The sequence below is a fragment of the Polynucleobacter alcilacus genome (assembly GCF_018881545.1).
Lineage (GTDB): Bacteria > Pseudomonadota > Gammaproteobacteria > Burkholderiales > Burkholderiaceae > Polynucleobacter > Polynucleobacter alcilacus.
The window spans coordinates 1,199,065-1,218,013 of the sequence record NZ_JACVQD010000001.1 but is presented as its reverse complement, the minus strand read 5'-3'; the positions used below and the strand labels follow the sequence as shown (position 1 = coordinate 1,218,013).

The 18,949-nt window shown below is 46.2% G+C and carries 19 protein-coding genes and 1 riboswitch; of the genes, 13 read left to right on the top strand and 6 right to left on the bottom strand.

What is annotated here, in order from left to right:
- Genes slmA through ICN45_RS06190 form a run of 4 tightly spaced genes read left to right on the top strand, consistent with a single transcriptional unit; the run spans position 1 to position 3,686 of the window.
- A complete protein-coding gene (slmA, locus tag ICN45_RS06205; RefSeq protein ID WP_216174560.1) occupies positions 1–651 on the top strand; it encodes a nucleoid occlusion factor SlmA in 651 nt (216 codons plus the stop codon).
- The gene (gene metX, locus ICN45_RS06200) at positions 648–1,787 is read left to right on the top strand and encodes a homoserine O-succinyltransferase MetX (protein WP_216174557.1); all 1,140 of its coding nucleotides are present in this window, start codon (positions 648–650) and stop codon (positions 1,785–1,787) included. Before slmA ends, metX begins: the two co-directional genes overlap by 4 nt.
- Positions 1,784–2,368 carry a methionine biosynthesis protein MetW gene (gene metW / locus ICN45_RS06195; protein ID WP_216174554.1) on the top strand — a complete coding sequence of 195 codons (585 nt, stop codon included), beginning with the start codon at positions 1,784–1,786 and terminating at the stop codon, positions 2,366–2,368. Before metX ends, metW begins: the two co-directional genes overlap by 4 nt.
- Complete coding sequence (locus tag ICN45_RS06190; RefSeq protein WP_439650782.1) at positions 2,361–3,686, top strand: AmpG family muropeptide MFS transporter; 1,326 nt, start codon at positions 2,361–2,363, stop codon at positions 3,684–3,686. The genes metW and ICN45_RS06190 overlap by 8 nt, the downstream gene beginning before the upstream one ends.
- 14 nt (positions 3,687–3,700) lie before the next feature.
- Here ICN45_RS06190 and ICN45_RS06185 read toward each other — a convergent pair whose 3' ends face one another.
- Positions 3,701–4,483, bottom strand: coding sequence for an exodeoxyribonuclease III (locus ICN45_RS06185; protein WP_216174551.1), 783 nt, complete (start codon positions 4,481–4,483; stop codon positions 3,701–3,703).
- Positions 4,484–4,491: 8 nt separating this feature from the next.
- Between ICN45_RS06185 and pyrE the strand changes: the two genes are divergently transcribed.
- Positions 4,492–5,160, top strand: coding sequence for an orotate phosphoribosyltransferase (pyrE, locus tag ICN45_RS06180; RefSeq protein ID WP_216174548.1), 669 nt, complete (start codon positions 4,492–4,494; stop codon positions 5,158–5,160).
- On the opposite strand, the gene dapF is transcribed toward pyrE, so the two are convergent.
- The 3 genes from dapF to ICN45_RS06165 are packed head-to-tail and all read right to left on the bottom strand — an operon-like array spanning position 5,157 to position 7,846.
- Positions 5,157–6,011: a diaminopimelate epimerase gene (gene dapF / locus ICN45_RS06175; RefSeq protein ID WP_216175651.1), complete on the bottom strand. Its 855-nt coding sequence runs from the start codon at positions 6,009–6,011 to the stop codon at positions 5,157–5,159. The two genes, pyrE and dapF, sit on opposite strands and share 4 nt — an antisense overlap.
- Before the next feature lie 59 nt (positions 6,012–6,070).
- On the bottom strand, positions 6,071–6,970 hold the full coding sequence (locus ICN45_RS06170; protein ID WP_216174547.1) for an LpxL/LpxP family acyltransferase: 900 nt from the start codon (positions 6,968–6,970) through the stop codon (positions 6,071–6,073).
- Between the two features lie 15 nt (positions 6,971–6,985).
- Entirely contained in the window at positions 6,986–7,846 is an 861-nt protein-coding gene (locus ICN45_RS06165; protein WP_216174544.1) for a lysophospholipid acyltransferase family protein, read from the bottom strand.
- Positions 7,847–8,049: 203 nt separating this feature from the next.
- Between ICN45_RS06165 and metK the strand changes: the two genes are divergently transcribed.
- From metK to metF, 3 genes are all read left to right on the top strand, one after another.
- Entirely contained in the window at positions 8,050–9,216 is a 1,167-nt protein-coding gene (gene metK, locus ICN45_RS06160) for a methionine adenosyltransferase (RefSeq protein WP_216174541.1), read from the top strand.
- 65 nt (positions 9,217–9,281) lie between these two features.
- Positions 9,282–9,392: riboswitch (S-adenosyl-L-homocysteine riboswitch) on the top strand.
- Between the two features lie 61 nt (positions 9,393–9,453).
- Positions 9,454–10,899 carry an adenosylhomocysteinase gene (gene ahcY / locus ICN45_RS06155; protein ID WP_216174539.1) on the top strand — a complete coding sequence of 482 codons (1,446 nt, stop codon included), beginning with the start codon at positions 9,454–9,456 and terminating at the stop codon, positions 10,897–10,899.
- Positions 10,900–10,931: 32 nt separating this feature from the next.
- Positions 10,932–11,762, top strand: a complete 831-nt coding sequence (gene metF, locus ICN45_RS06150; RefSeq protein WP_216174536.1) for a methylenetetrahydrofolate reductase [NAD(P)H] — start codon at positions 10,932–10,934, stop codon at positions 11,760–11,762.
- Here metF and ICN45_RS06145 read toward each other — a convergent pair.
- A complete protein-coding gene (locus ICN45_RS06145) occupies positions 11,751–12,368 on the bottom strand; it encodes a 5-formyltetrahydrofolate cyclo-ligase (protein WP_255531108.1) in 618 nt (205 codons plus the stop codon). The genes metF and ICN45_RS06145 overlap by 12 nt on opposite strands.
- An 88-nt stretch (positions 12,369–12,456) precedes the next feature.
- On the opposite strand from ICN45_RS06145, the gene ICN45_RS06140 reads away from it, so the two are divergent.
- The 3 genes from ICN45_RS06140 to ICN45_RS10540 are packed head-to-tail and all read left to right on the top strand — an operon-like array spanning position 12,457 to position 16,486.
- Complete coding sequence (locus ICN45_RS06140; RefSeq protein WP_369411466.1) at positions 12,457–14,421, top strand: lytic transglycosylase domain-containing protein; 1,965 nt, start codon at positions 12,457–12,459, stop codon at positions 14,419–14,421.
- A gap of 26 nt (positions 14,422–14,447) precedes the next feature.
- Complete coding sequence (locus tag ICN45_RS06135) at positions 14,448–15,356, top strand: complex I NDUFA9 subunit family protein (protein WP_216174530.1); 909 nt, start codon at positions 14,448–14,450, stop codon at positions 15,354–15,356.
- Complete coding sequence (locus ICN45_RS10540; protein WP_216174527.1) at positions 15,356–16,486, top strand: tRNA nucleotidyltransferase/poly(A) polymerase-related protein; 1,131 nt, start codon at positions 15,356–15,358, stop codon at positions 16,484–16,486. Before ICN45_RS06135 ends, ICN45_RS10540 begins: the two co-directional genes overlap by 1 nt.
- Here the strand turns inward: ICN45_RS10540 and ICN45_RS06125 are convergent.
- Positions 16,483–17,670, bottom strand: a complete 1,188-nt coding sequence (locus tag ICN45_RS06125) for a class I SAM-dependent methyltransferase (protein ID WP_216174524.1) — start codon at positions 17,668–17,670, stop codon at positions 16,483–16,485. The genes ICN45_RS10540 and ICN45_RS06125 overlap by 4 nt on opposite strands.
- 25 nt (positions 17,671–17,695) lie before the next feature.
- Here ICN45_RS06125 and ICN45_RS06120 point away from each other — a divergent pair, with 25 nt between their 5' ends.
- Both ICN45_RS06120 and ICN45_RS06115 read left to right on the top strand, forming a co-directional pair.
- Positions 17,696–18,502 (top strand): SDR family oxidoreductase, encoded by an 807-nt coding sequence (locus tag ICN45_RS06120; protein WP_216174522.1) that lies wholly within the window; start codon positions 17,696–17,698, stop codon positions 18,500–18,502.
- 40 nt (positions 18,503–18,542) lie between these two features.
- Positions 18,543–18,932, top strand: coding sequence for a dihydroneopterin aldolase (locus ICN45_RS06115; RefSeq protein WP_216174519.1), 390 nt, complete (start codon positions 18,543–18,545; stop codon positions 18,930–18,932).
- Positions 18,933–18,949 lie beyond the last annotated feature (17 nt).

Below are 18,949 nucleotides of genomic sequence, written 5' to 3'. Positions count from 1 at the left end.
ATGCGCGAATCTATCAAGCCGGCAGATATCGACAACAGCAGCGCTGACGCTGGTAAGACACGTAAGCGGCCTCGCCCGGGCGAGCGGCGTTTACAAATCCTGCAAGTGCTTGCAGAGATGTTGCAAAACCCTAAGGCTGAGCGCGTAACTACAGCCGCCTTAGCTGCCAAAATTCAAGTTTCTGAGGCGGCCTTATATCGACACTTCGCGAGTAAAGCGCAAATGTTTGAAGGTTTGATTGCCTTTATTGAGCAAACTGTTTTTGGTTTAATTAATCAGATTAATCAAAAAGAAGAGTCTGGTCTTGCTCAAGCCCGCGGTATTTTGCAGATGCTTTTATTCTTTGCAGAAAAGAATCCTGGCATGACTCGCGTTCTATTGGGTGATGCTTTATTGCAAGAGGATGATCGCTTGCAAGAGCGCATCACTCAGGTTCTGGATCGTGTTGAGGCTTCCCTTAAGCAGGCATTGCGGATCGCACAATCCCAAGGCGGTGCCTGGGCACAAGTTGGCCAAGAAGAAGTCAGTATTCGTGCCGCCATGTTGATGAGTTTTGTGTTGGGTCGTTGGCATCGCTTTGCCCGCAGCGGCTTTAAGAAATTGCCAACAGAAGCCTCTGATATTAGTTTGCGCATCCTCCTTTCAGAATGAGCGAGCTACACCTCTCTAGAAACACTATTCATTTTGCCGAGCCCCTGCCTTTGCAGAGTGGCGCTATATTATCTGGCTACGATTTAGTGATTGAAACTTACGGTAAGCTGAACGCAGACAAAAGTAATGCTGTACTAATTTGCCATGCCCTCAATGCCTCCCACCATGTAGCCGGCCCGAGTCCAAGCGACGAAGCGGATATCGGTTGGTGGGACAACATGATTGGCCCTGGTAAGCCTGTTGATACAGATCATTTCTTTGTCATTGGCGTGAATAATTTAGGCTCTTGTTTTGGTTCTACGGGGCCAATGAGTATCAGCCCCCAAACTGGGAAGCCTTATGGGGCTGACTTTCCGGTCGTCACAGTAGAAGATTGGGTCAACACCCAGGCGCGGCTAGCGGATAAATTGGGCATTCGGAAGTTTGCTGCAGTCATGGGTGGTAGCTTAGGCGGTATGCAAGCGATGGCATGGGCTATTCAGTTTCCTAAGCGTCTTGAGCATTGTGTTGTGATTGCCTCAACGCCAAAACTTAGCGCCCAAAATATTGCCTTTAATGAAGTGGCGCGTAATGCCATTTTGTCTGACCCCGATTTTCATGGGGGCAATTATTACGAGCATGGTGTCGTACCAAAGCGTGGTTTACGTTTAGCGCGTATGGTCGGGCACATCACTTATTTATCCGATGACGATATGGCTGAGAAGTTTGGCCGTGAATTACAACGCCCAAATGGTGAATCAGATGACTATCGCTTTAGTTTTGACGTTGAGTTTGAGGTAGAGAGCTATTTGCGCCATCAAGGCGAAAAGTTCTCCACTTACTTTGACGCCAACACCTACCTTCTCATTACCCGTGCCTTAGACTATTTTGACCCTTCCCGTCGCTATGAAGGCAGCTTAAATCGCACCCTCGCCGAGGTACAGGCGAAGTTTTTGGTGGTGAGTTTCTCCACTGATTGGCGCTTCCCGCCAAATCGTAGTCGCGAGATTGTGCAATCTTTGCTAAGTAATAAGAGTGCAGTCAGTTATGCTGAGATAGATGCTCCGCATGGCCATGATGCTTTCTTATTGGATGATGAGCGCTATCACAATCTGGTGAGAGCTTATTTCAAGCAGATGCGTGAGGCCCACACATGATGAAGCGCGCAGACTTTGTTGCCATTGCTAATTGGATTTCATCTGATAGCCAAGTGCTTGATCTAGGTTGTGGCGACGGCAGTTTCTTAGAATTCTTGCAGAAGCAAAAACCAGTCCATTCATATGGTGTTGAGATTGATGATGCGCGCGTGCTCTCTTGTGTGCAAAAAGGGCTGAACGTGATCCAGCAAGACTTAGAAGGGGGTCTAGCCCTTTTTGAAGACGATAGTTTTGACACGGTAGTGCTATCGCAGACTCTGCAAACGATTCATCAAACTGAAAAAATCTTACGTGAGGTAGTGCGGGTTGGAAAAGAATCCATTATTTCTTTCCCAAACTTTGGCCACTGGTCGCATCGCCTAGCAGTAGGACTTGGTCATATGCCGATCTCCAAGAGCCTACCGTATCAGTGGTACAACACACCTAACGTGCGGGTGCTGACCGTTGCCGATTTTGAAAAGCTGGCCTCAACTTTGGGCTTGAAGGTTCTGGATCAATGCATCTTGCATGAAGGTCGACAGGTCACCTTAATGCCTAATCTTTTTGGTAGCCTCGCTCTATTCCGTATTCGTCGTGCCTAGTGCCGTGCTAAAGGCAGTGCAGTCGTGGCTAAAAGATTTTCGGGTTTATCTCGAATGGCCATGTCTGCGAATGCTCTTTCTGGGTTTTTCTGCTGGCCTACCCCTTTTATTAATCTTAGGCACTTTAAGTTTCTGGTTACGTGAGGCTGGTATTGATCGCAGCACAATTGGGTATTTGACTTGGGTGGGATTGATTTACGCATTTAAGTGGGCTTGGGCCCCATTGGTGGATCGTTTGCAGATCCCGCTACTCACTAAACTATTTGGACGCCGTCGTAGTTGGCTACTATTTGCGCAAGCACTGATTGTGATTGGTCTATTGGGCATGTCTACCCTAGACCCCAAGCTCGCCCTGAATTCTGTCGTCTGGTGCGCTTTGCTAGTGGCCTTTGGGTCGGCAACCCAAGATATTGCACTAGATGCATTCCGAATTGAATCGGCAAATAGCGATCATCAGGCAGCTTTAGCGGCCACCTACCAAACAGGTTATCGCTTGGCATTAATCTGGTCAGGAGCAGGTGTTTTATGGCTTGCGGCTCGGGTCGAGACTGGTGCTGGTTACGATGCGAGCGCATGGCAGTTTGCGTATCTCTGTATGGCCGCTTCCATCGGCATCGGCGTGGTGACTACCTTATTGAGTAAAGAACCGGTTCAAATTCATTTACCAAAGGCGCGGAATGCAAAAGCCTGGCTTCATCAAACCTTGATTGAGCCATTTGCAGAATTCTTCACCCGTTATCGCTGGCACGCAGTGTTGATTTTGTCTTTGATCGCCATTTATCGGATTAGTGACGTGGTGATGGGCATCATGGCAAATCCTTTTTATGTCGACATGGGTTACACCAAGGATGAGGTGGCGGCCGTTAGTAAGGTGTTTGGTGTCGTGATGACTTTAGTCGGCGCATTTGTTGGGGGTGTTTTAACTCTCCGTTTTGGTGTCTTGAGAATTTTGTTTTTGGGAGCCATATTGTCAGCAGTGAGTAATCTATTATTTGCTTGGTTAGCGACTCAAGGCCATGATTTACATGGATTGATTTGGGTCATTTCTGCGGACAACTTAAGTTCAGGCATTGCTAGCGCTGCTTTTATTGCTTTTTTATCGGCGCTTACCAATATTCGTTACTCGGCAACTCAGTACGCCTTGTTTAGCTCGATGATGCTGTTATTACCAAAATGGTTGGCGGGTTTTTCAGGAGTGTTTGTCGATAATTTCGGCTACCCAGCATTCTTCTATGGCACTGCCATTATTGGTGCCCCGGTCCTACTCTTAATTTGGGCAACAATTCATTTCAAAGTCGTGCAGATCAAAAAAGATTAAGACCAGTTTTTAAATTACAGCTTCCAGTCGTAGTCTACTGTTAGCGGTGCATGATCCGAGAATCGCTCATCCTTGTATACGGCAGTTTTCTTGGCAGCATCTGCAATGCTTGGGGTGCTAATGTGATAGTCAATGCGCCAACCGACATTTTTTGTATAAGCCTGCCCTCGATTGCTCCACCAGGTATAGCAAGACTCGCTCGCTTTCGGCTCTAGTTTGCGATACACATCTACGTAACCAACTTGATCAAATAAGTTGGTAAGCCATGCCCGCTCTTCAGGTAAGAAGCCAGAATTTTTAAGGTTACCTTTCCAGTTCTTCAGATCGATTTCTTGATGGGCGATATTGACGTCCCCACAAAGTACGATTTCACGACCAGATTTTTTTAACTTAATGAGGTGAGGTAGGAAGCTGTCGAGATAGCGATATTTTGCTTCCTGTCTTTCGGGCGAGCTTGAGCCAGAGGGCATATAAACTGAAATCACCGAAAGCCCTTTGAAGCGGGCCTCGACATAGCGCCCCTCGGCATCAAATTCTGCATTGCCATAACCATATAAGACATCATCAGGCTTATGGGGGGTATAAATTCCGCAGCCGCTATAGCCTTTTTTCTCGGCGTGATGAAAGAAGCCGTGCATTCCGCCCGGATTCAGAATGCCATCCTCTAAGTCATCGCGCTGCGCCTTCAACTCTTGCATGCAGATAAAGTCCGCTTTTTGTGCAATAGCCCATGGCAGAAAGCCTTTTTTAACTGCAGAACGGATACCGTTGAGGTTCGCGGAAATGATGCGTAACATGTAGGCCTATGAGCTCAAATAATTCAAATCAAGATAACTTTATACGTTTTGCCCTGGAGGCGAAGGTTTTATCCTTCGGAGAGTTTAAAACTAAAGCAGGAAGACTCTCACCTTATTTCTTTAATGCTGGTGGATTTAATGATGGGACACGCTTAAGCGCGCTGGGTCGTTATTACGCTAAAGCCTTACAAGAGTCACAGATTCAGTTCGACATGCTCTATGGTCCAGCCTATAAGGGCATCACCTTGGCTGCGGCTACTGCGATTGCCTTGGCTGATAACGGTTTGAATGTACCTTATGCCTATAACCGCAAAGAGGCTAAAGACCATGGTGAGGGTGGCTCACTGGTTGGGGCGCCCGTTAAAGGCAAGGTCGTGATTATTGATGATGTGATCTCCGCAGGCACCTCAGTCCGAGAGTCGGTAGATCTGATTCGTGAAGCAGGCGCTGAACCTGCCGCAGTATTGATCGCTTTGGATCGGATGGAGCGCTCTGGTAATGCAATAGAGATTGGCGATCAGTCGGCAGTGCAGGCGGTTGAACAAGAGTTTGGTTTGCCAGTCATTGCGATTGCAAACTTGACTGACTTAATGGCTTTCTTAACAGCATCAAGCGATACCGAGTTAACAAACTACCTGCCTGCAGTGAAAGCCTACCGCGATAAGTACGGTATTTAGATCCTTACTTCGCCTTCGAAGACAGTAACTGCTGGACCAGTCATGATGACTGACTGAGCGATGTCATTGACGATGCCTGCCCAAGCAATTTGCAGGTCGCCGCCACGCGTATGAACCGTGACTGGTGAATCTAATAAGCCCCTACGAATTCCGGAAACAACGGCTGCGCATGCCCCAGTGCCACAAGATAGCGTTTCTCCAGCGCCCCGTTCGTAAACCCGCAATTTGATTGCATTGCGATTGATCACTTGTAGATAGCCCGCATTCACCCTATTTGGAAATGCAGGATACCCTTCTATTGCAGGGCCTTCTTCTAAAACAGGCGCGCTCTCAATGTCAACGACCACTTGTACTGCATGAGGATTTCCCATGGAAAGTACACCGACGAAACTGTCATGAGTGGCCGGATGATCTAAAGGGATCGCATAGAGCATCTCTTGAAAATCTTGAATGCTTTTCAAGCCGCTTGCATCAAATGGTATTTGGCTGTGCTCAAAAATAGGGGCGCCCATGTCCACCTCAACTTGACCATCGGGGTGAGATTTGAGGGACAAGATGGTATGGGCAACCTCTACCCGCAGTGGATTTTTGCTAGACAGGCCTTGATCTAGTACAAATCGGACAAAGCAACGCGAGCCATTACCGCATTGCTCTACTTCGCCGCCATCTGCATTAAAAATACGATAGCGAAAATCCGCATCCGGGCGAGTCGCTTTTTCAACTAATAAAATTTGGTCCGCTCCAATACCGAATTGACGATGCGCAAGGGCTTTCCATTGCTCGCGTGTAATTGTGCTGAGATCTTGATCAATCCCATTAAGCACAATGAAATCATTGCCGGCACCATGCATTTTGGTGAAGCGTAGTTTGCGTCCTAGATTGGAGGTATTGGTACTCAAAATAGTTCCGTTTATTCGTAAAGGCTTGGTTCGCCCGGTGGCCTATGTTTAAAGCGCTTATGCACCCAATAGTACTCTGCTGGTCTCTCACGAACAAGCTCTTCAATATATTGATTTAATCGTGCAGTATCTTTTTCAGGATCGTCGCTCGGAAAGTTTGGCAGCGGCTTGCTAATGCGGCAGGTATAGCTCTGACGATCTTGATTCAGAGTGGTAGTCATTAGGTTGACTTCTGCATTGGTGAGTTTTGCCAATCGTGATATGGAGTCCACTGTGCTTGTCTGGATGCCAAAGAAAGGTACGAAGATAGAATCCTGTGGTCCTAGGTCGATGTCTGGCGCAATGATGGCTGGGTTACCACTTTTCAACTCGCGAAGAAGATCTCGTAAGCGATGCTGCCTTTCAATTGATTTACCGCCAAATCGATTTCGCCACCCCACCATTTTTTGGTTGAAAAGTGGATTCTTCATTCTTTGATATAAGCCAACACCATTGGGCCAATGATTCTGGGCGCTTAATGCTGATAGAGCCATAAAGCCGCCTTCGAGACCAACGAAATGAGGATTCACTAAAATGCGCGGTTTTTTATCTCTTAGATCAATTTCGGATCTGATGGAAACAAACTTAAGAATTTGTTCTCTGGTCCCAAGCCAAACTCGGCTTCGCTCCACAACGCTTCGCCCAAATAATTTCCAGTGCTCTAGCGCCAGCGCATTAATTTCATTTTCAGTGAGATTGGGAAAGCACAGTCGTAAATTGGTTTTAACGACTTTGGCACGACTATTGGGGATGTGCGCTGCGAGCCAACCAAGACCATAGCCTACGTAGACAGTAATGGTGTAAGGCAAAAAAGCAAAAAGGCGCAAGAGATTGAGCGCCAAGAAATTAAAAAGGTTGGATAACCAGGCCATTTCAAAAGTTTAAAACTAATCTCTTGGTGGTAATTCTGCACCCGCTGGATGCTTGTAACGGTTGTATGACCAGATAAATTGTTCGGGAGCAATTAAGACGGCGTTTTCAATAGCCACATTGAGTTCGGTGGCTGCAGTAGTGGCATCTTCAGATAAAGGGGCTAAACGGGTGGCTTGCATTAGCCAGCCCTTGCCAATGCTTTTACGTTTAGCAGTAAACATCACTACTGGTGTGTTATTACGATTTGCAAGACGAGCTGGTAGTGGTGTTGTATAGGCAGGACGACCGAAGAAGGGTACCCATACGCCTTCGCCTCCACTAGGCACTTGATCGGGAAGAATGCCAATGGCTTCTCCACGAGTAAGGGCTCTGGTCATTTGCCGAACGCCGTGCAGATTCGTTGGTACGAAATGCATATTGGGATACGCGCGACCTGTTTCCACTACTTCATTGAGCCATTCTTGACGTGAGGGCCTATACAAAATGGTGGCCGGGAAATGCTGCGCCAGGACACGAGGAATGATTTCAAAACCACCCAGGTGCGGAGTCAGCATGACTAAACCATGACCCTCATTGATGGCAGATTCCACTACATCCCAGTTTTGCACCTCGACCAGTTGTAGCGCTTTCTGAGGATTGCGCCAAATCCATAGGCTATCTGAAAAAAGCATGCCGGAGGCCCTAACAGCCTGCCAAAGCTTGCTTGGCAAATGATGGCTTTTCACGACAGCCTCATACTGGGGGCGAAAAAGGGAGCGAAACTGCTTTGAGCAAACATAGGCTAGCAGGCCTAATCCAGACCCAATTACCTGCAATACGGCAAGGGGGAGTACGGCAATTAAATGGAGGCTCAGCTTTAAAAGAAGTTTTCGCACCCCTTAATGATATTCAATGATGCCATTAGGGCCAAATTTAAGTCCACCTTGATGAATCGGAGCTTTTTCGGATAGAATTGATCTATCGCCGAGTTAAGACAACTTGCAGGGCGATTCAAAAATTCTGCTAAAGCGTCGCCGTTGTGGTTCCTGGCACGTCGAGTTGTCCCATAGATCGTGTTAATTTTTTAAAGGAATATGCAATGGCAAATGATTACTTCTTTACCTCAGAGTCTGTCTCTGAAGGTCACCCCGATAAAGTAGCAGACCAAATTTCCGATGCCATCTTGGATGCCATCTTGGCCCAAGATCCAACTGCACGTGTTGCGGCTGAAACTTTATGTAATACCGGCTTAGTAGTACTTGCTGGTGAAATCACTACTAATGCAAATGTTGACTATATTCAAGTAGCGCGTAATACCTTGCGTGAAATTGGTTACGACAATACCGCTTACGGTATTGATTACAAAGGTTGTGCAGTGCTTGTTGCTTATGACAAGCAAAGTCCAGATATTGCTCAAGGCGTTGATAAGGCGCATGACGATGGTTTAGATCAAGGTGCTGGCGACCAAGGCCTGATGTTTGGTTACGCTTGCGATGAAACTGCAGAGCTCATGCCCATGCCAATCCACTTGTCGCACCGTTTAGTTGAGCGCCAATCCCAATTGCGTCGCGATGGCCGTTTGACCTGGTTGCGCCCGGATGCCAAGTCTCAAGTGACCTTGCGTTATGTAGATGGCAAGCCTGACTCAATCGACACCGTGGTGCTATCAACGCAGCATGATGAAGATATCTCTCTTGAAAAATTACGTGAAGCAGTGATCGAAGAGATCATCAAGCCAGTACTGCCTAAGCATTTGGTCAAGGGCGCGATTAATTTCTTGGTAAATCCGACCGGTCGTTTTGTAATCGGCGGCCCACAAGGTGACTGCGGCTTAACTGGTCGCAAAATTATTGTGGATACCTACGGTGGGGCAGCTCCTCACGGTGGCGGCGCTTTCTCAGGCAAGGATCCATCTAAAGTTGACCGCTCTGCTGCCTATGCTGGTCGCTATGTTGCTAAGAACATCGTTGCCGCTGGATTGGCAAGCAAGTGTTTGATCCAGATTTCTTACGCCATCGGTGTAGCGAAACCTACTTCAGTCATGGTGAGTACGTTCGGTACTGGCAAAATTTCTGACGAAAAGATTGCTCAATTGGTATCAGAGCACTTTGACTTGCGTCCAAAAGGAATTGTGAAGATGCTCAATCTCTTGCGCCCAATTTATCGTAAGACTGCTGCTTATGGCCACTTCGGTCGTGAAGAGCCAGAATTTACTTGGGAGCAGTGCGATAAGGCACCTGCATTGCGTGCTGCAGCTGGCTTGTAGGCATTAAAAAGCAGATTTAGCTGTATTGAGGCGAAATATGGCGTAATTGATTACAATTACGCCATACCTTCAAGGAGCGTTGCAAGGATTGCTGAACCCAGCAGTTCCCCAGGCTTGAAGGGAGTGAATTCCTAGGTAACCCCGGAATTTGCTAATTGCAACTGCGCTCGCTAACCCATGATTCAATGGCTAGCGAGTTTCTACTCCAGCATTGGATCGTATTTAGCTGGAGCATGAATGAATACCGTTACTGATTTAAATAACTTTGTTGCCACTCGTTGCGCAATTGCTGATATTTCTTTGGCTGACTTTGGCCGTAAAGAAATTGCGATTGCCGAAACGGAGATGCCTGGTCTTATCGCCATTCGTGATGAATTCGCAGCAACACAGCCATTGCGTGGTGCTCGTATCACTGGCTCATTGCATATGACCATTCAAACTGCTGTATTGATCGAGACCCTTGAGGCGCTTGGTGCAGAAGTTCAGTGGGCTTCTTGCAATATTTTTTCAACTCAAGACCATGCTGCTGCTGCAATCGCTGCCAATGGCACACCAGTATTTGCTATCAAGGGCGAGACTCTTGAGCAGTATTGGGACTTTACCCACCGTATTTTTGAATGGGCTGATGGTGGCTTCACCAATATGATTTTGGATGACGGTGGCGACGCCACTTTGTTATTGCACTTGGGGGCACGCGCTGAAAAAGATCAAGCTTGCTTGAATCACCCAACGAGCGAAGAAGAAACCATCTTGTTTGCTGCCATCAAGAAAAAATTGGCACAAGACCCCACTTGGTATTCAACACGCTTAGAAAAAGTCAAGGGCGTTACGGAAGAAACGACTACTGGTGTTCATCGCCTTTATCAAATGTTTGCTAAGGGTGAATTGAAGTTCCCAGCAATCAACGTGAATGATTCAGTAACGAAAAGTAAGTTTGACAATCTCTATGGTTGCCGTGAGTCTTTGGTTGACGCAATTAAACGTGCAACCGATGTAATGGTAGCCGGTAAGGTTGCAGTAGTGTGTGGCTATGGCGACGTAGGTAAGGGCTCTGCACAGGCTTTACGTGCTTTATCTGCCCAAGTTTGGGTTACTGAAGTAGATCCAATTTGCGCACTTCAAGCTGCTATGGAAGGTTATCGTGTTGTCACGATGGATTACGCTGCTGATAAAGCCGACATCTTTGTTTCGGCAACTGGTAACTACCATGTGATTACTCATGACCATATGGCCAAGATGAAGAATCAAGCCATCGTTTGTAATATTGGCCACTTTGATAATGAGATTGATGTTGCTGGTATTGAAAAGTACAAATGGGAAGAAATCAAACCACAAGTGGATCATGTGATTTTCCCAGCAAGCAATGGCAAACCAGAGAAGCGCATCATCATTTTGGCCAAAGGGCGCTTGGTAAACCTCGGTTGCGGTACAGGTCACCCTTCTTATGTGATGAGCTCTTCATTTGCAAATCAAGTGATTGCGCAAATTGAATTATGGAATGCGGTTGGTACAGATAAATACCCAGTGGGTGTTTACACCTTACCTAAGCATTTAGATGAGAAGGTTGCACGCTTACAGCTCAAGACCCTCAATGCCCAGTTGACGGTATTGTCTGATCAGCAGGCCTCCTACATTGGCGTAACGAAGGAAGGCCCATACAAAGCTGACCACTATCGTTATTAATTCATTCAACCAATAGACCTGGGCCCAAGAACATGGAATTAAGCATTGAATTCTTTCCTCCAAAAACACCTGAAGGTGAGAGTAAGTTGCGTCTTGTGCGCGAGCGCTTTAGTAAAACACTAAAGCCCGCGTTTTATTCTGTGACTTTTGGTGCCGGTGGTTCTACCCAGTCCGGCACATTAAAGGTGGTGAGTGACATTCATGCTGCTGGTGCAGTAGTTGCGCCCCATCTATCTTGTGTCGGCAGTTCGCGTGAGAGCGTGCGTGAAATGCTCAAGCAATATCAAGCCATGGGTATTAAGCGCATGGTGGCTCTGCGTGGTGACTTGCCATCTGGCATGGGCCAATATGGTGAGTTTCATCACGCTAATGAGTTGGTGGAATTTATTCGCGCAGAAACGGGTGATTGGTTTCATATCGATGTTGCCGCTTATCCAGAAACACATCCTCAGGCAAAGTCACCCGCAAGTGATGTCGGTTTTTTTGTACAGAAAATGAAAGCGGGTGCGAACTCTGCTGTGACTCAATATTTTTATAATAGTGACGCTTATTTCCGCTTTGTCGATGAAGCCTATAAATTGGGTGTCACCGAGCCAATCGTTGCCGGCATCATGCCTATTTCCAATAGCAGTCAGTTATTGCGTTTCTCAGATGCCTGTGGAGCAGAAATTCCTCGTTGGATTCGCTTACGTTTGCAATCTTATGGAGATGATATTGCCTCCATTCGGGCATTTGGCGAAGAGGTAGTAACCGATTTGTGTGACCAACTTCTATGTGCTGGGGCACCTGGACTGCATTTTTATTCTTTGAATCAAGCGGATGCGGTTTTAGCAATCGCAGATAACTTAGATCTAACGAAGTAATCCTGACTCGGTAAGCAACATATCAAGCGGCTCATCATGAGTTTGAGCTGACCACTGATCATCATTGAGTTGTTGCCAATCAAAGCCAATCCCCATGCAAATGAGGTTTGGCTTATTTTTTCTGAGTTGCGCTAAGGTGCGATCAAAGTAACCGCCACCGTAGCCTAAGCGCCAAAATTGGGCCTTTCCAGCCAGATCAGAACTTGACCAGCCTACGCAAGGAATAAGGATGCAGTCGGGAGTGATAGCGGGTCTTGCAGGATTGTTTGGACTTGGTTCAGGCACACCATGTTGGCTTAGGCTTAAAACCTCACCGTCTTGCCATTCATAAAAGTCGAGGTGTTTATCAGGTCGAGCAAATGGCAGCGCTAATCGGCGCCCAGAAACCTGGTTTGCCCAAGAGATTAATGCGGGGCGTAAATCTACCTCATCTTGAATTGGCCAATAAAGGGCAATCGTGCTTAAGGATTTGCCATCCCTTTGTAAAAACTGAATTAGACCAGCCATGAGTCGATCTTTGGTTTGGGTGTAATTTTGCCCAGCAGCAAATTTTTTGCGTTGCTTTAATAAATCTTGGCGAAGACTTTTTGGTGAATTACCGTGCATATCGACCATTATCAGGCGAAAATTAGAAGATATAGTAAACAAGTTCAAGCCTAGTGGGTAGCTCGGCAAATCCGTATAAGGTTAGACAGTGAAAAAGAAGTTGGAATCTCTTACAGGCAAACATGCTCAATGGGCCAAGATCTTGGTCTTGGGTATCGTCTTGGCGATGCCTTATGCCCATGCTGAAAAGACCCAAAAGCCAAGCTTACCGAAATCCTATGAAAGCAAAGCTGCCCCTGCTGAAATTACCGATGCAGATCGGATGTTTATTGACTTGCGTGAAGCCGCCAGAAAGAACGATGTTTTTCGTACTCAGCAACTGTCATCAAACTTAGCAAACTATCCATTTGATGACTATGTAGCCTACTTTCGCATTAAGCCGCAATTATTTGATGGTACCGGTGGACCGCGCAGTGATTACAGCGCCGATACGCAAGTAGTAGCCTTTTTAAATCAGTATCAAGGCACAGCGCTGGCAGATCGCATGCGCAATGATTGGCTGTTGGTTTTAGGGAAGCGCAAAGATTGGGCGCGTTTTGATACCGAGTATGCAAAGTTCGTATTGGATGATGATACTCAGGTGAAATGCTATTCCTTGCTCTCCAAATTATCACAAGGTGAAAACCCAACTAAATTAGCAATTGATGCACGCTCAGTGTTGTTGGATCCGAGTTACTTTGGACAAGCATGTCAGGAATTAGTTCCTTCTCTGCTTGCTGCTGGTGGTATGACACCGAGTGAGGCAAAAGCCATCGGTCGTGCTGCCAGTGAGAGAGGCTTCGATACGATGGCACGTCGCTTGGGTGGCGAAGATCCGATTGCAGAGATTGTGAAAGCGGCTAAAGCCGATCCCGCTAAAACGTATCGTGATTTTTCTCAAAGCGCATCACATTATAGCAAGGAGAATCAAGCTGTAGCTTGGGGGGTGATTGGTCAATTTCTGGCGAAGAAGTTAGATCCCAATGCAGATGATGCCTATCGTATGCAACAAGAGCTTGGGTATAACGAGCTACTTTCGGTTGAGTCACAAGAATGGAAAGTGCGTGCAGGCTTGCGTGCCAAGGATTGGGTCTTGGTAAAAAATGCCATAGACGGCATGAATCCTGCAGTAAGGACTAAGGATCCAGCATGGACTTATTGGTATGGCAGGGCATTAAAGGTTGAGGGCCAAGATGCCAAAGCCAAGGAAAGCTATGAACTGATTGCCGATCAATACAATTTTTATGGTCAGCTTGCGCGTGAAGAGTTAGGAAAATCCAATCATGCTCCGACCCGCACCAAGGTTACGGATCAAGAAATTGACGCAATGGCTAGTCGTAAAGGCTTTATTCGGGGTGAGCGTTTATATGCCATGAACTTACGATTTGAAGGCAATCGCGAGTGGAATTGGGAGCTACGCAATATGACTGACAAGCAATTACTTGCAGCGGCTGAATATGCTAAACGGATTAACTTATATGACCGTGTAGTCAATACTGCCGATCGTACCAAGCAAGAGCATGACTTTAGCTTGCGTTACCCTACGCCATATCGTGAAGAGCTATCTCCTATCGCCAGACAAATTGATCTCAATCTTGCCTGGGCTTACGGATTAATTCGTCAAGAGTCCCGCTTCATCATGAATGCATCATCTTCGGTGGGTGCATCGGGCTTGATGCAGGTGATGCCAAATACAGCTAAGTATGTTGCTAAGAAAATCGGGATGGTGAATTACACCAATGACAAGTTAAGTGACACCACGACAAATCTCACTTTGGGTAGTAACTATCTCAATATGGTGTTGATTGATCTCGACGGCTCCTGGGTATTGGCTTCAGCTGCCTATAACGCCGGTCCATCTCGCTCTAAAGCATGGCGTGAGCGCTTGACTGGTCCCACTGAGGGGGCAATCTTTGCTGAGACGATTCCCTTTAATGAGACACGGACCTATGTGAAAAATGTACTCTCAAATGCAAACTACTATTCATCCGTAATGAATGGTCAGCAGCAATCTTTAAAACAACGCCTGGGTGTCATTACGCCAAAAGCAGCCACTCAAACCGAACTCCCTTAAATTACATCCCTTATATTGGAACTCTCATGAAATACGACATCCTCCTTATCGGCGGCAATGGATTTGTAGGGCGAGTATTGGCTGCACAATTACAGGGTGAGGGTTATTCAGTACTATTACCAACCAGTCATCTTGCGGCTGGGCGTGAGCTAAGAATGTTGCCGAAAGTACACCTTGAAGATGCCGATGTTCATGACTTTGATGAATTACAGGCGCTTTGTACACGCATTAAACCCAATGGGGCAGTCATCAATTTGGTTGGCGTGTTACACGATAAACCTGCTATGCCTTATGGCAAAGTGTTTAAGGCTGCTCATGTGGATTTACCTAAAAATATCATTACCGCCATGCAGATGAATGGACTCAAGCGCTATTTGCATATGAGCGCTTTGGGCGCCGATTCAAATGGACCATCCATGTACCAGCGCAGCAAGGGTGATGGCGAAGCAGCAGTTAGAGCTAGCGGTTTAGATTGGACTATCTTTCGACCATCCGTGATTTTTGGTGCGCAAGATCAATTTATCAATCTGTTCGCAAAGTTAACCAAGCTATTTCCTGCATTGCCTTTAGCCAATCACCAGGCAAAGTTTCAGCCGGTGAGCGTAGATGATGTGGCGACCGCATTTTCAATGGCCATCAAGATGCCGCAAACAATTCATCAAGCCTATGATTTGGTTGGACCTACTGTCTACACTATGAAAGAGATTGTTGAGTTTGCCGCGCGCAAAGCAAAAACCTCTTGTGCCATCATTCCGGTGCCTGCATTTGTTGGGCATCTGCAGGCCTTAGCTTTTGAATTCTTGCCCGTGCCTACTTTGATGTCGCGTGACAATATTGCTTCAATGCAACTACCAAATGTATTGCCAGTAAATGGTAGTGACGCCTTGACTGAAGTTTTCAAAATCAGTCGTCGTAGTTTGGAAGGCATGCGGTAATGAAGATTTACGCAGTCGGTGGTGCTATTAGGGACACTTTAATGGGTTTACCTGTGCACGATATCGACTATGTAGTAGTAGGTTCAAGCGTAGAGGAAATGCTCGCTCAGGGCTTTCGCCCAGTGGGTAAGGACTTCCCTGTTTTTTTGCATCCCGATACACAAGCTGAGTATGCCTTGGCACGTACTGAGCGTAAAACAGGTCAAGGCTATAAAGGCTTTCACTTTTATGCGGATCCTTCTGTTACCTTAGAGCAGGACTTAGAGCGTCGCGACTTAACCATTAATGCAATGGCTCAGGAGCTTGGCGCGGATGGAAAACAGTTTGGCCCAATTATTGATCCTTATAAAGGACAAGAAGATTTAGCGAGCAAAGTATTTCGTCATGTATCTGATGCCTTTGCAGAAGACCCTCTGCGCTTATTACGAATCGCTCGCTTTGCGGCACGTTTCCCAGAATTTAGTATTGCAGATGAAACTATGAGTGCATTAAAGGCAATTGTTCAATCTGGGGAATTAAATGCGCTTTCAGCAGAAAGGATTTGGCAAGAGCTTGCTAGGGGATTGATTGCGACAAAGCCAATGCATTTGTTTCAAGTCTTACTCAATACAGGTGCTGCCAAAACGATTCTGCCACCCACTCTTGCTGCAAATCTTGCCTATGAATTCTTTCGTGAAGAATTAATTACGCATTTTGATTTAGGAGGCAAGCGATTGGAAGAGCGCTGCGCCATCACATTGATGGATTTAGATTCAAGTGAAATTCGTTCTTGGGCTGAAGGTGTACGTATGCCGATTGAGGTGCGAGACTTTAGCGAGATCTTTAGTGAGTTGAAATTGCTTTCTCAAAAGACGCTAGCAGATACCTATCAAGCGGTTGATGTGCTAGCCTGGTTTAATCGTGCCGATGTTTGGCGTAAACCGGATCGTGGGCAGGCATTACTAGAGCTTGCTGAAAAGCTTGGATTTAAAGTCTCACCTTTGCTTGCGGCCCTTCGTCAGGCTCAGGAATTAAATACTGCACAAATTATTGCTGGCGTTGACGCTCAAGATCGCTCCAACGGTGAGCGTATTGGGAGTGCATTTGAATCTGCCAGACTTGCTGCTATCACTGCGGCCCTTCATTCTTAGAGCCTGTTCCTGCCGCGGAATCCTGGCAGATCCTCCAGCGTAAATCCAGGTAGTAAATCGCTCAAATTCTTTGTAAAAGCAAAGGCTTTGAAGAGTTCACCCATCTCTGCCTCAGAGAGTAATTTTTGTAGTGAGTTCGATATTGGCAAGAAAGTTTCTGGGTTGCTAGGATCACCAATTTCTAAGGCAATATCGCCAATGCCAGCATCGAGTAAATACGCAGCTTGATTTGTGAGAAAGACATTATCTGCATTTTCTGCGAGTGCACTGCGCGCAATTTGTGACCAGTCAACGTGAGTCGTTAAGTCGCATAGCCCTGGTAAATAAAAGGGATCTTGAATTGCGTGATGGCGATGGTGGGCCATCAGAGTACCCTCTAATCTCTGTGGATGGTAGTACTCGCTTTCAGGGAAGCCATAGTCAAAAGTTAAGAACAGACCTGTATTTAGATGTTGGGCAAGCTGATGCATCCAGGCATTGGCTGGTATATGCAATTCAGTGACATAGCCTTCCGAGAAGTTCCCGCTTAGCAAGCTTGCGGGTAATAGATCTTGTCCTACGGGCTTACCAGCTTTCCAGAGAAGTGTATTTTCTTCAAAGGCAACACCATACCAATACCAAAATCCATTTTGAAAAATAATGGCATCACAAGGAATAGCATCAATCACTTCATTCGCAAGGATGACGCCTTTAAAATCTAATGGTAATTCGCTAAGCCAGTTGCATTGGGTAGATAGAGCTTGATCACGAACGACATTGGTAATGGACTCTTTTTGCCGCTGAGCCAGATCTGGAGATATTTCAATAATGTCATAACGATCTAAGCTAAAGCCCAGATCCTTTAAGCGAGTCAGAATGGATGTTGCTAATTTGCCAGTACCGGCACCAAACTCCAAGATTTGAGCGGGGAGCCCCTTTTCTATGAGCCCTTCCAGGACTGGCAGGAGGGTTGAGCATATAGCTGCACCAAAGAGCGGACTCAGCTCAGGAGCCGTCGTGAAATCTCCACCAGTACCCAATTTATGGGCTCCCGCACTGTAATAGCCCATTCCGGGCTCATACAAGACCATTTCCATATATCGTGAAAAGGGTATCCAGCCACCATCAGAGGTGATCTGGGCAGCTATTTTGTCCTTTAGAAGCTGGCTATGCTCCGTTTCAAGGCTGGTCAAGGTAATATCCATAGCTCGCTAGTCTAAGAGAATTTAATTGAACTTACCTTTATCCCAGCAACAGAAAGCAGTTTTAGTGACCGGCGCTGCCAAGCGTCTGGGTCGAGAAATTGCTTTGCAGTTTGCACGCCAGGGGTGGGATGTAGTTGTTCATTATGGGCGATCTGAGAAAGAGGCCTTTGAAACAGTGAAGCAAATTCAGGGTTTAGGGGTGAAGTCTCAGGCATTCCAAGCAGACTTGGCAGACGAGCAGGCAACCCAAAACCTTTTTTTAGCAGTGCGTCAGGAATTTCCAAATTTACATTGCCTAGTCAATAGTGCCTCTATTTTTGAATACGACCGCGCTAATTCGAAGACGCCACTTTCAAGCAAGAGTTTGCAAGCACATACGCAGGTTAATTTAGCCGCGCCAATGTTGCTATCTCAGCTGATGTTTGAGTTTCAAAAAAATAGAACAAGCAAAGTGGATGATGGGTATCTGCCATCGGTCATTCAATTGCTTGATCAAAAGCTCATCAACCTCAATCCAGATTACTTGTCTTACACCTTATCAAAAGCTGCGCTTGCTACTTCAGTTGAAATATTGGCAGTCGACTTTGCGCCGGTTTTACGAGTGGTTGGTTTGGCGCCCGGAATCTCTTTGCCTTCAGGTGATCAAACCAATGAGGGATTTACAAAGGCTCATCAGATGACGCCACTTGGAAAATCTTCCACACCAGCTGATGTTGCTAAAGCTGCTGTATTTTTAGCAGAGTCAAATGCTATTACAGGAACTACTTTGTATGTGGATGGCGGTCAGCACTTATTGCCATCTTCACGCGATGTGATGTTTAAGACAAGTTAAGTTATATCATTCGATAAAAATAGAAGAAAAGTAATTATTTATGCATGCCATTCTTTCTCATCCTGCTCTTATTAATTGTCGGCGCTTATTTTTGCGTGACTACGAAATTTATATCAATATTGGTGTTCATGATTTTGAGAAAAAAGCTGAGCAACGCGTGATTCTAAACGTTGATTTATATATTCCAATGGCAATAAACACGCCAACCCATGATCAATTGGATGAAGTAGTTGATTATGATTTTATGCGCGAGACCATTAAGATACTTGCATCTAAAGGCCATATCCAGCTACAAGAAACTTTTTGCGATGACATTGTTGCTGCGATGCTTGCACACTCTAAGGTATTGGCAGCATGCGTAAGTACCTCTAAGCCAGACGTGTATCCAGACTGCTATTCAGTAGGTGTTGAAGTGTTTCGAATTAAGTAAGCCTGAGTTATTAAAGA

Coding starts and splice junctions, on each gene's coding strand:
- ICN45_RS06135 (WP_216174530.1), top strand. CDS start 14,448: ATGAAATACGACATCCTCCTTATCGGCGGCAATGGATTTGTAGGGCGA.
- metF (WP_216174536.1), top strand. CDS start 10,932: ATGGAATTAAGCATTGAATTCTTTCCTCCAAAAACACCTGAAGGTGAG.
- ICN45_RS06185 (WP_216174551.1), bottom strand. CDS start 4,483: ATGTTACGCATCATTTCCGCGAACCTCAACGGTATCCGTTCTGCAGTT.
- ICN45_RS06125 (WP_216174524.1), bottom strand. CDS start 17,670: ATGGATATTACCTTGACCAGCCTTGAAACGGAGCATAGCCAGCTTCTA.
- ICN45_RS06115 (WP_216174519.1), top strand. CDS start 18,543: ATGCATGCCATTCTTTCTCATCCTGCTCTTATTAATTGTCGGCGCTTA.
- dapF (WP_216175651.1), bottom strand. CDS start 6,011: ATGCATGGTGCCGGCAATGATTTCATTGTGCTTAATGGGATTGATCAA.
- slmA (WP_216174560.1), top strand. CDS start 1: ATGCGCGAATCTATCAAGCCGGCAGATATCGACAACAGCAGCGCTGAC.
- metX (WP_216174557.1), top strand. CDS start 648: ATGAGCGAGCTACACCTCTCTAGAAACACTATTCATTTTGCCGAGCCC.
- metW (WP_216174554.1), top strand. CDS start 1,784: ATGATGAAGCGCGCAGACTTTGTTGCCATTGCTAATTGGATTTCATCT.
- metK (WP_216174541.1), top strand. CDS start 8,050: ATGGCAAATGATTACTTCTTTACCTCAGAGTCTGTCTCTGAAGGTCAC.
- ahcY (WP_216174539.1), top strand. CDS start 9,454: ATGAATACCGTTACTGATTTAAATAACTTTGTTGCCACTCGTTGCGCA.
- ICN45_RS10540 (WP_216174527.1), top strand. CDS start 15,356: ATGAAGATTTACGCAGTCGGTGGTGCTATTAGGGACACTTTAATGGGT.
- ICN45_RS06145 (WP_255531108.1), bottom strand. CDS start 12,368: ATGCACGGTAATTCACCAAAAAGTCTTCGCCAAGATTTATTAAAGCAA.
- pyrE (WP_216174548.1), top strand. CDS start 4,492: ATGAGCTCAAATAATTCAAATCAAGATAACTTTATACGTTTTGCCCTG.
- ICN45_RS06170 (WP_216174547.1), bottom strand. CDS start 6,970: ATGGCCTGGTTATCCAACCTTTTTAATTTCTTGGCGCTCAATCTCTTG.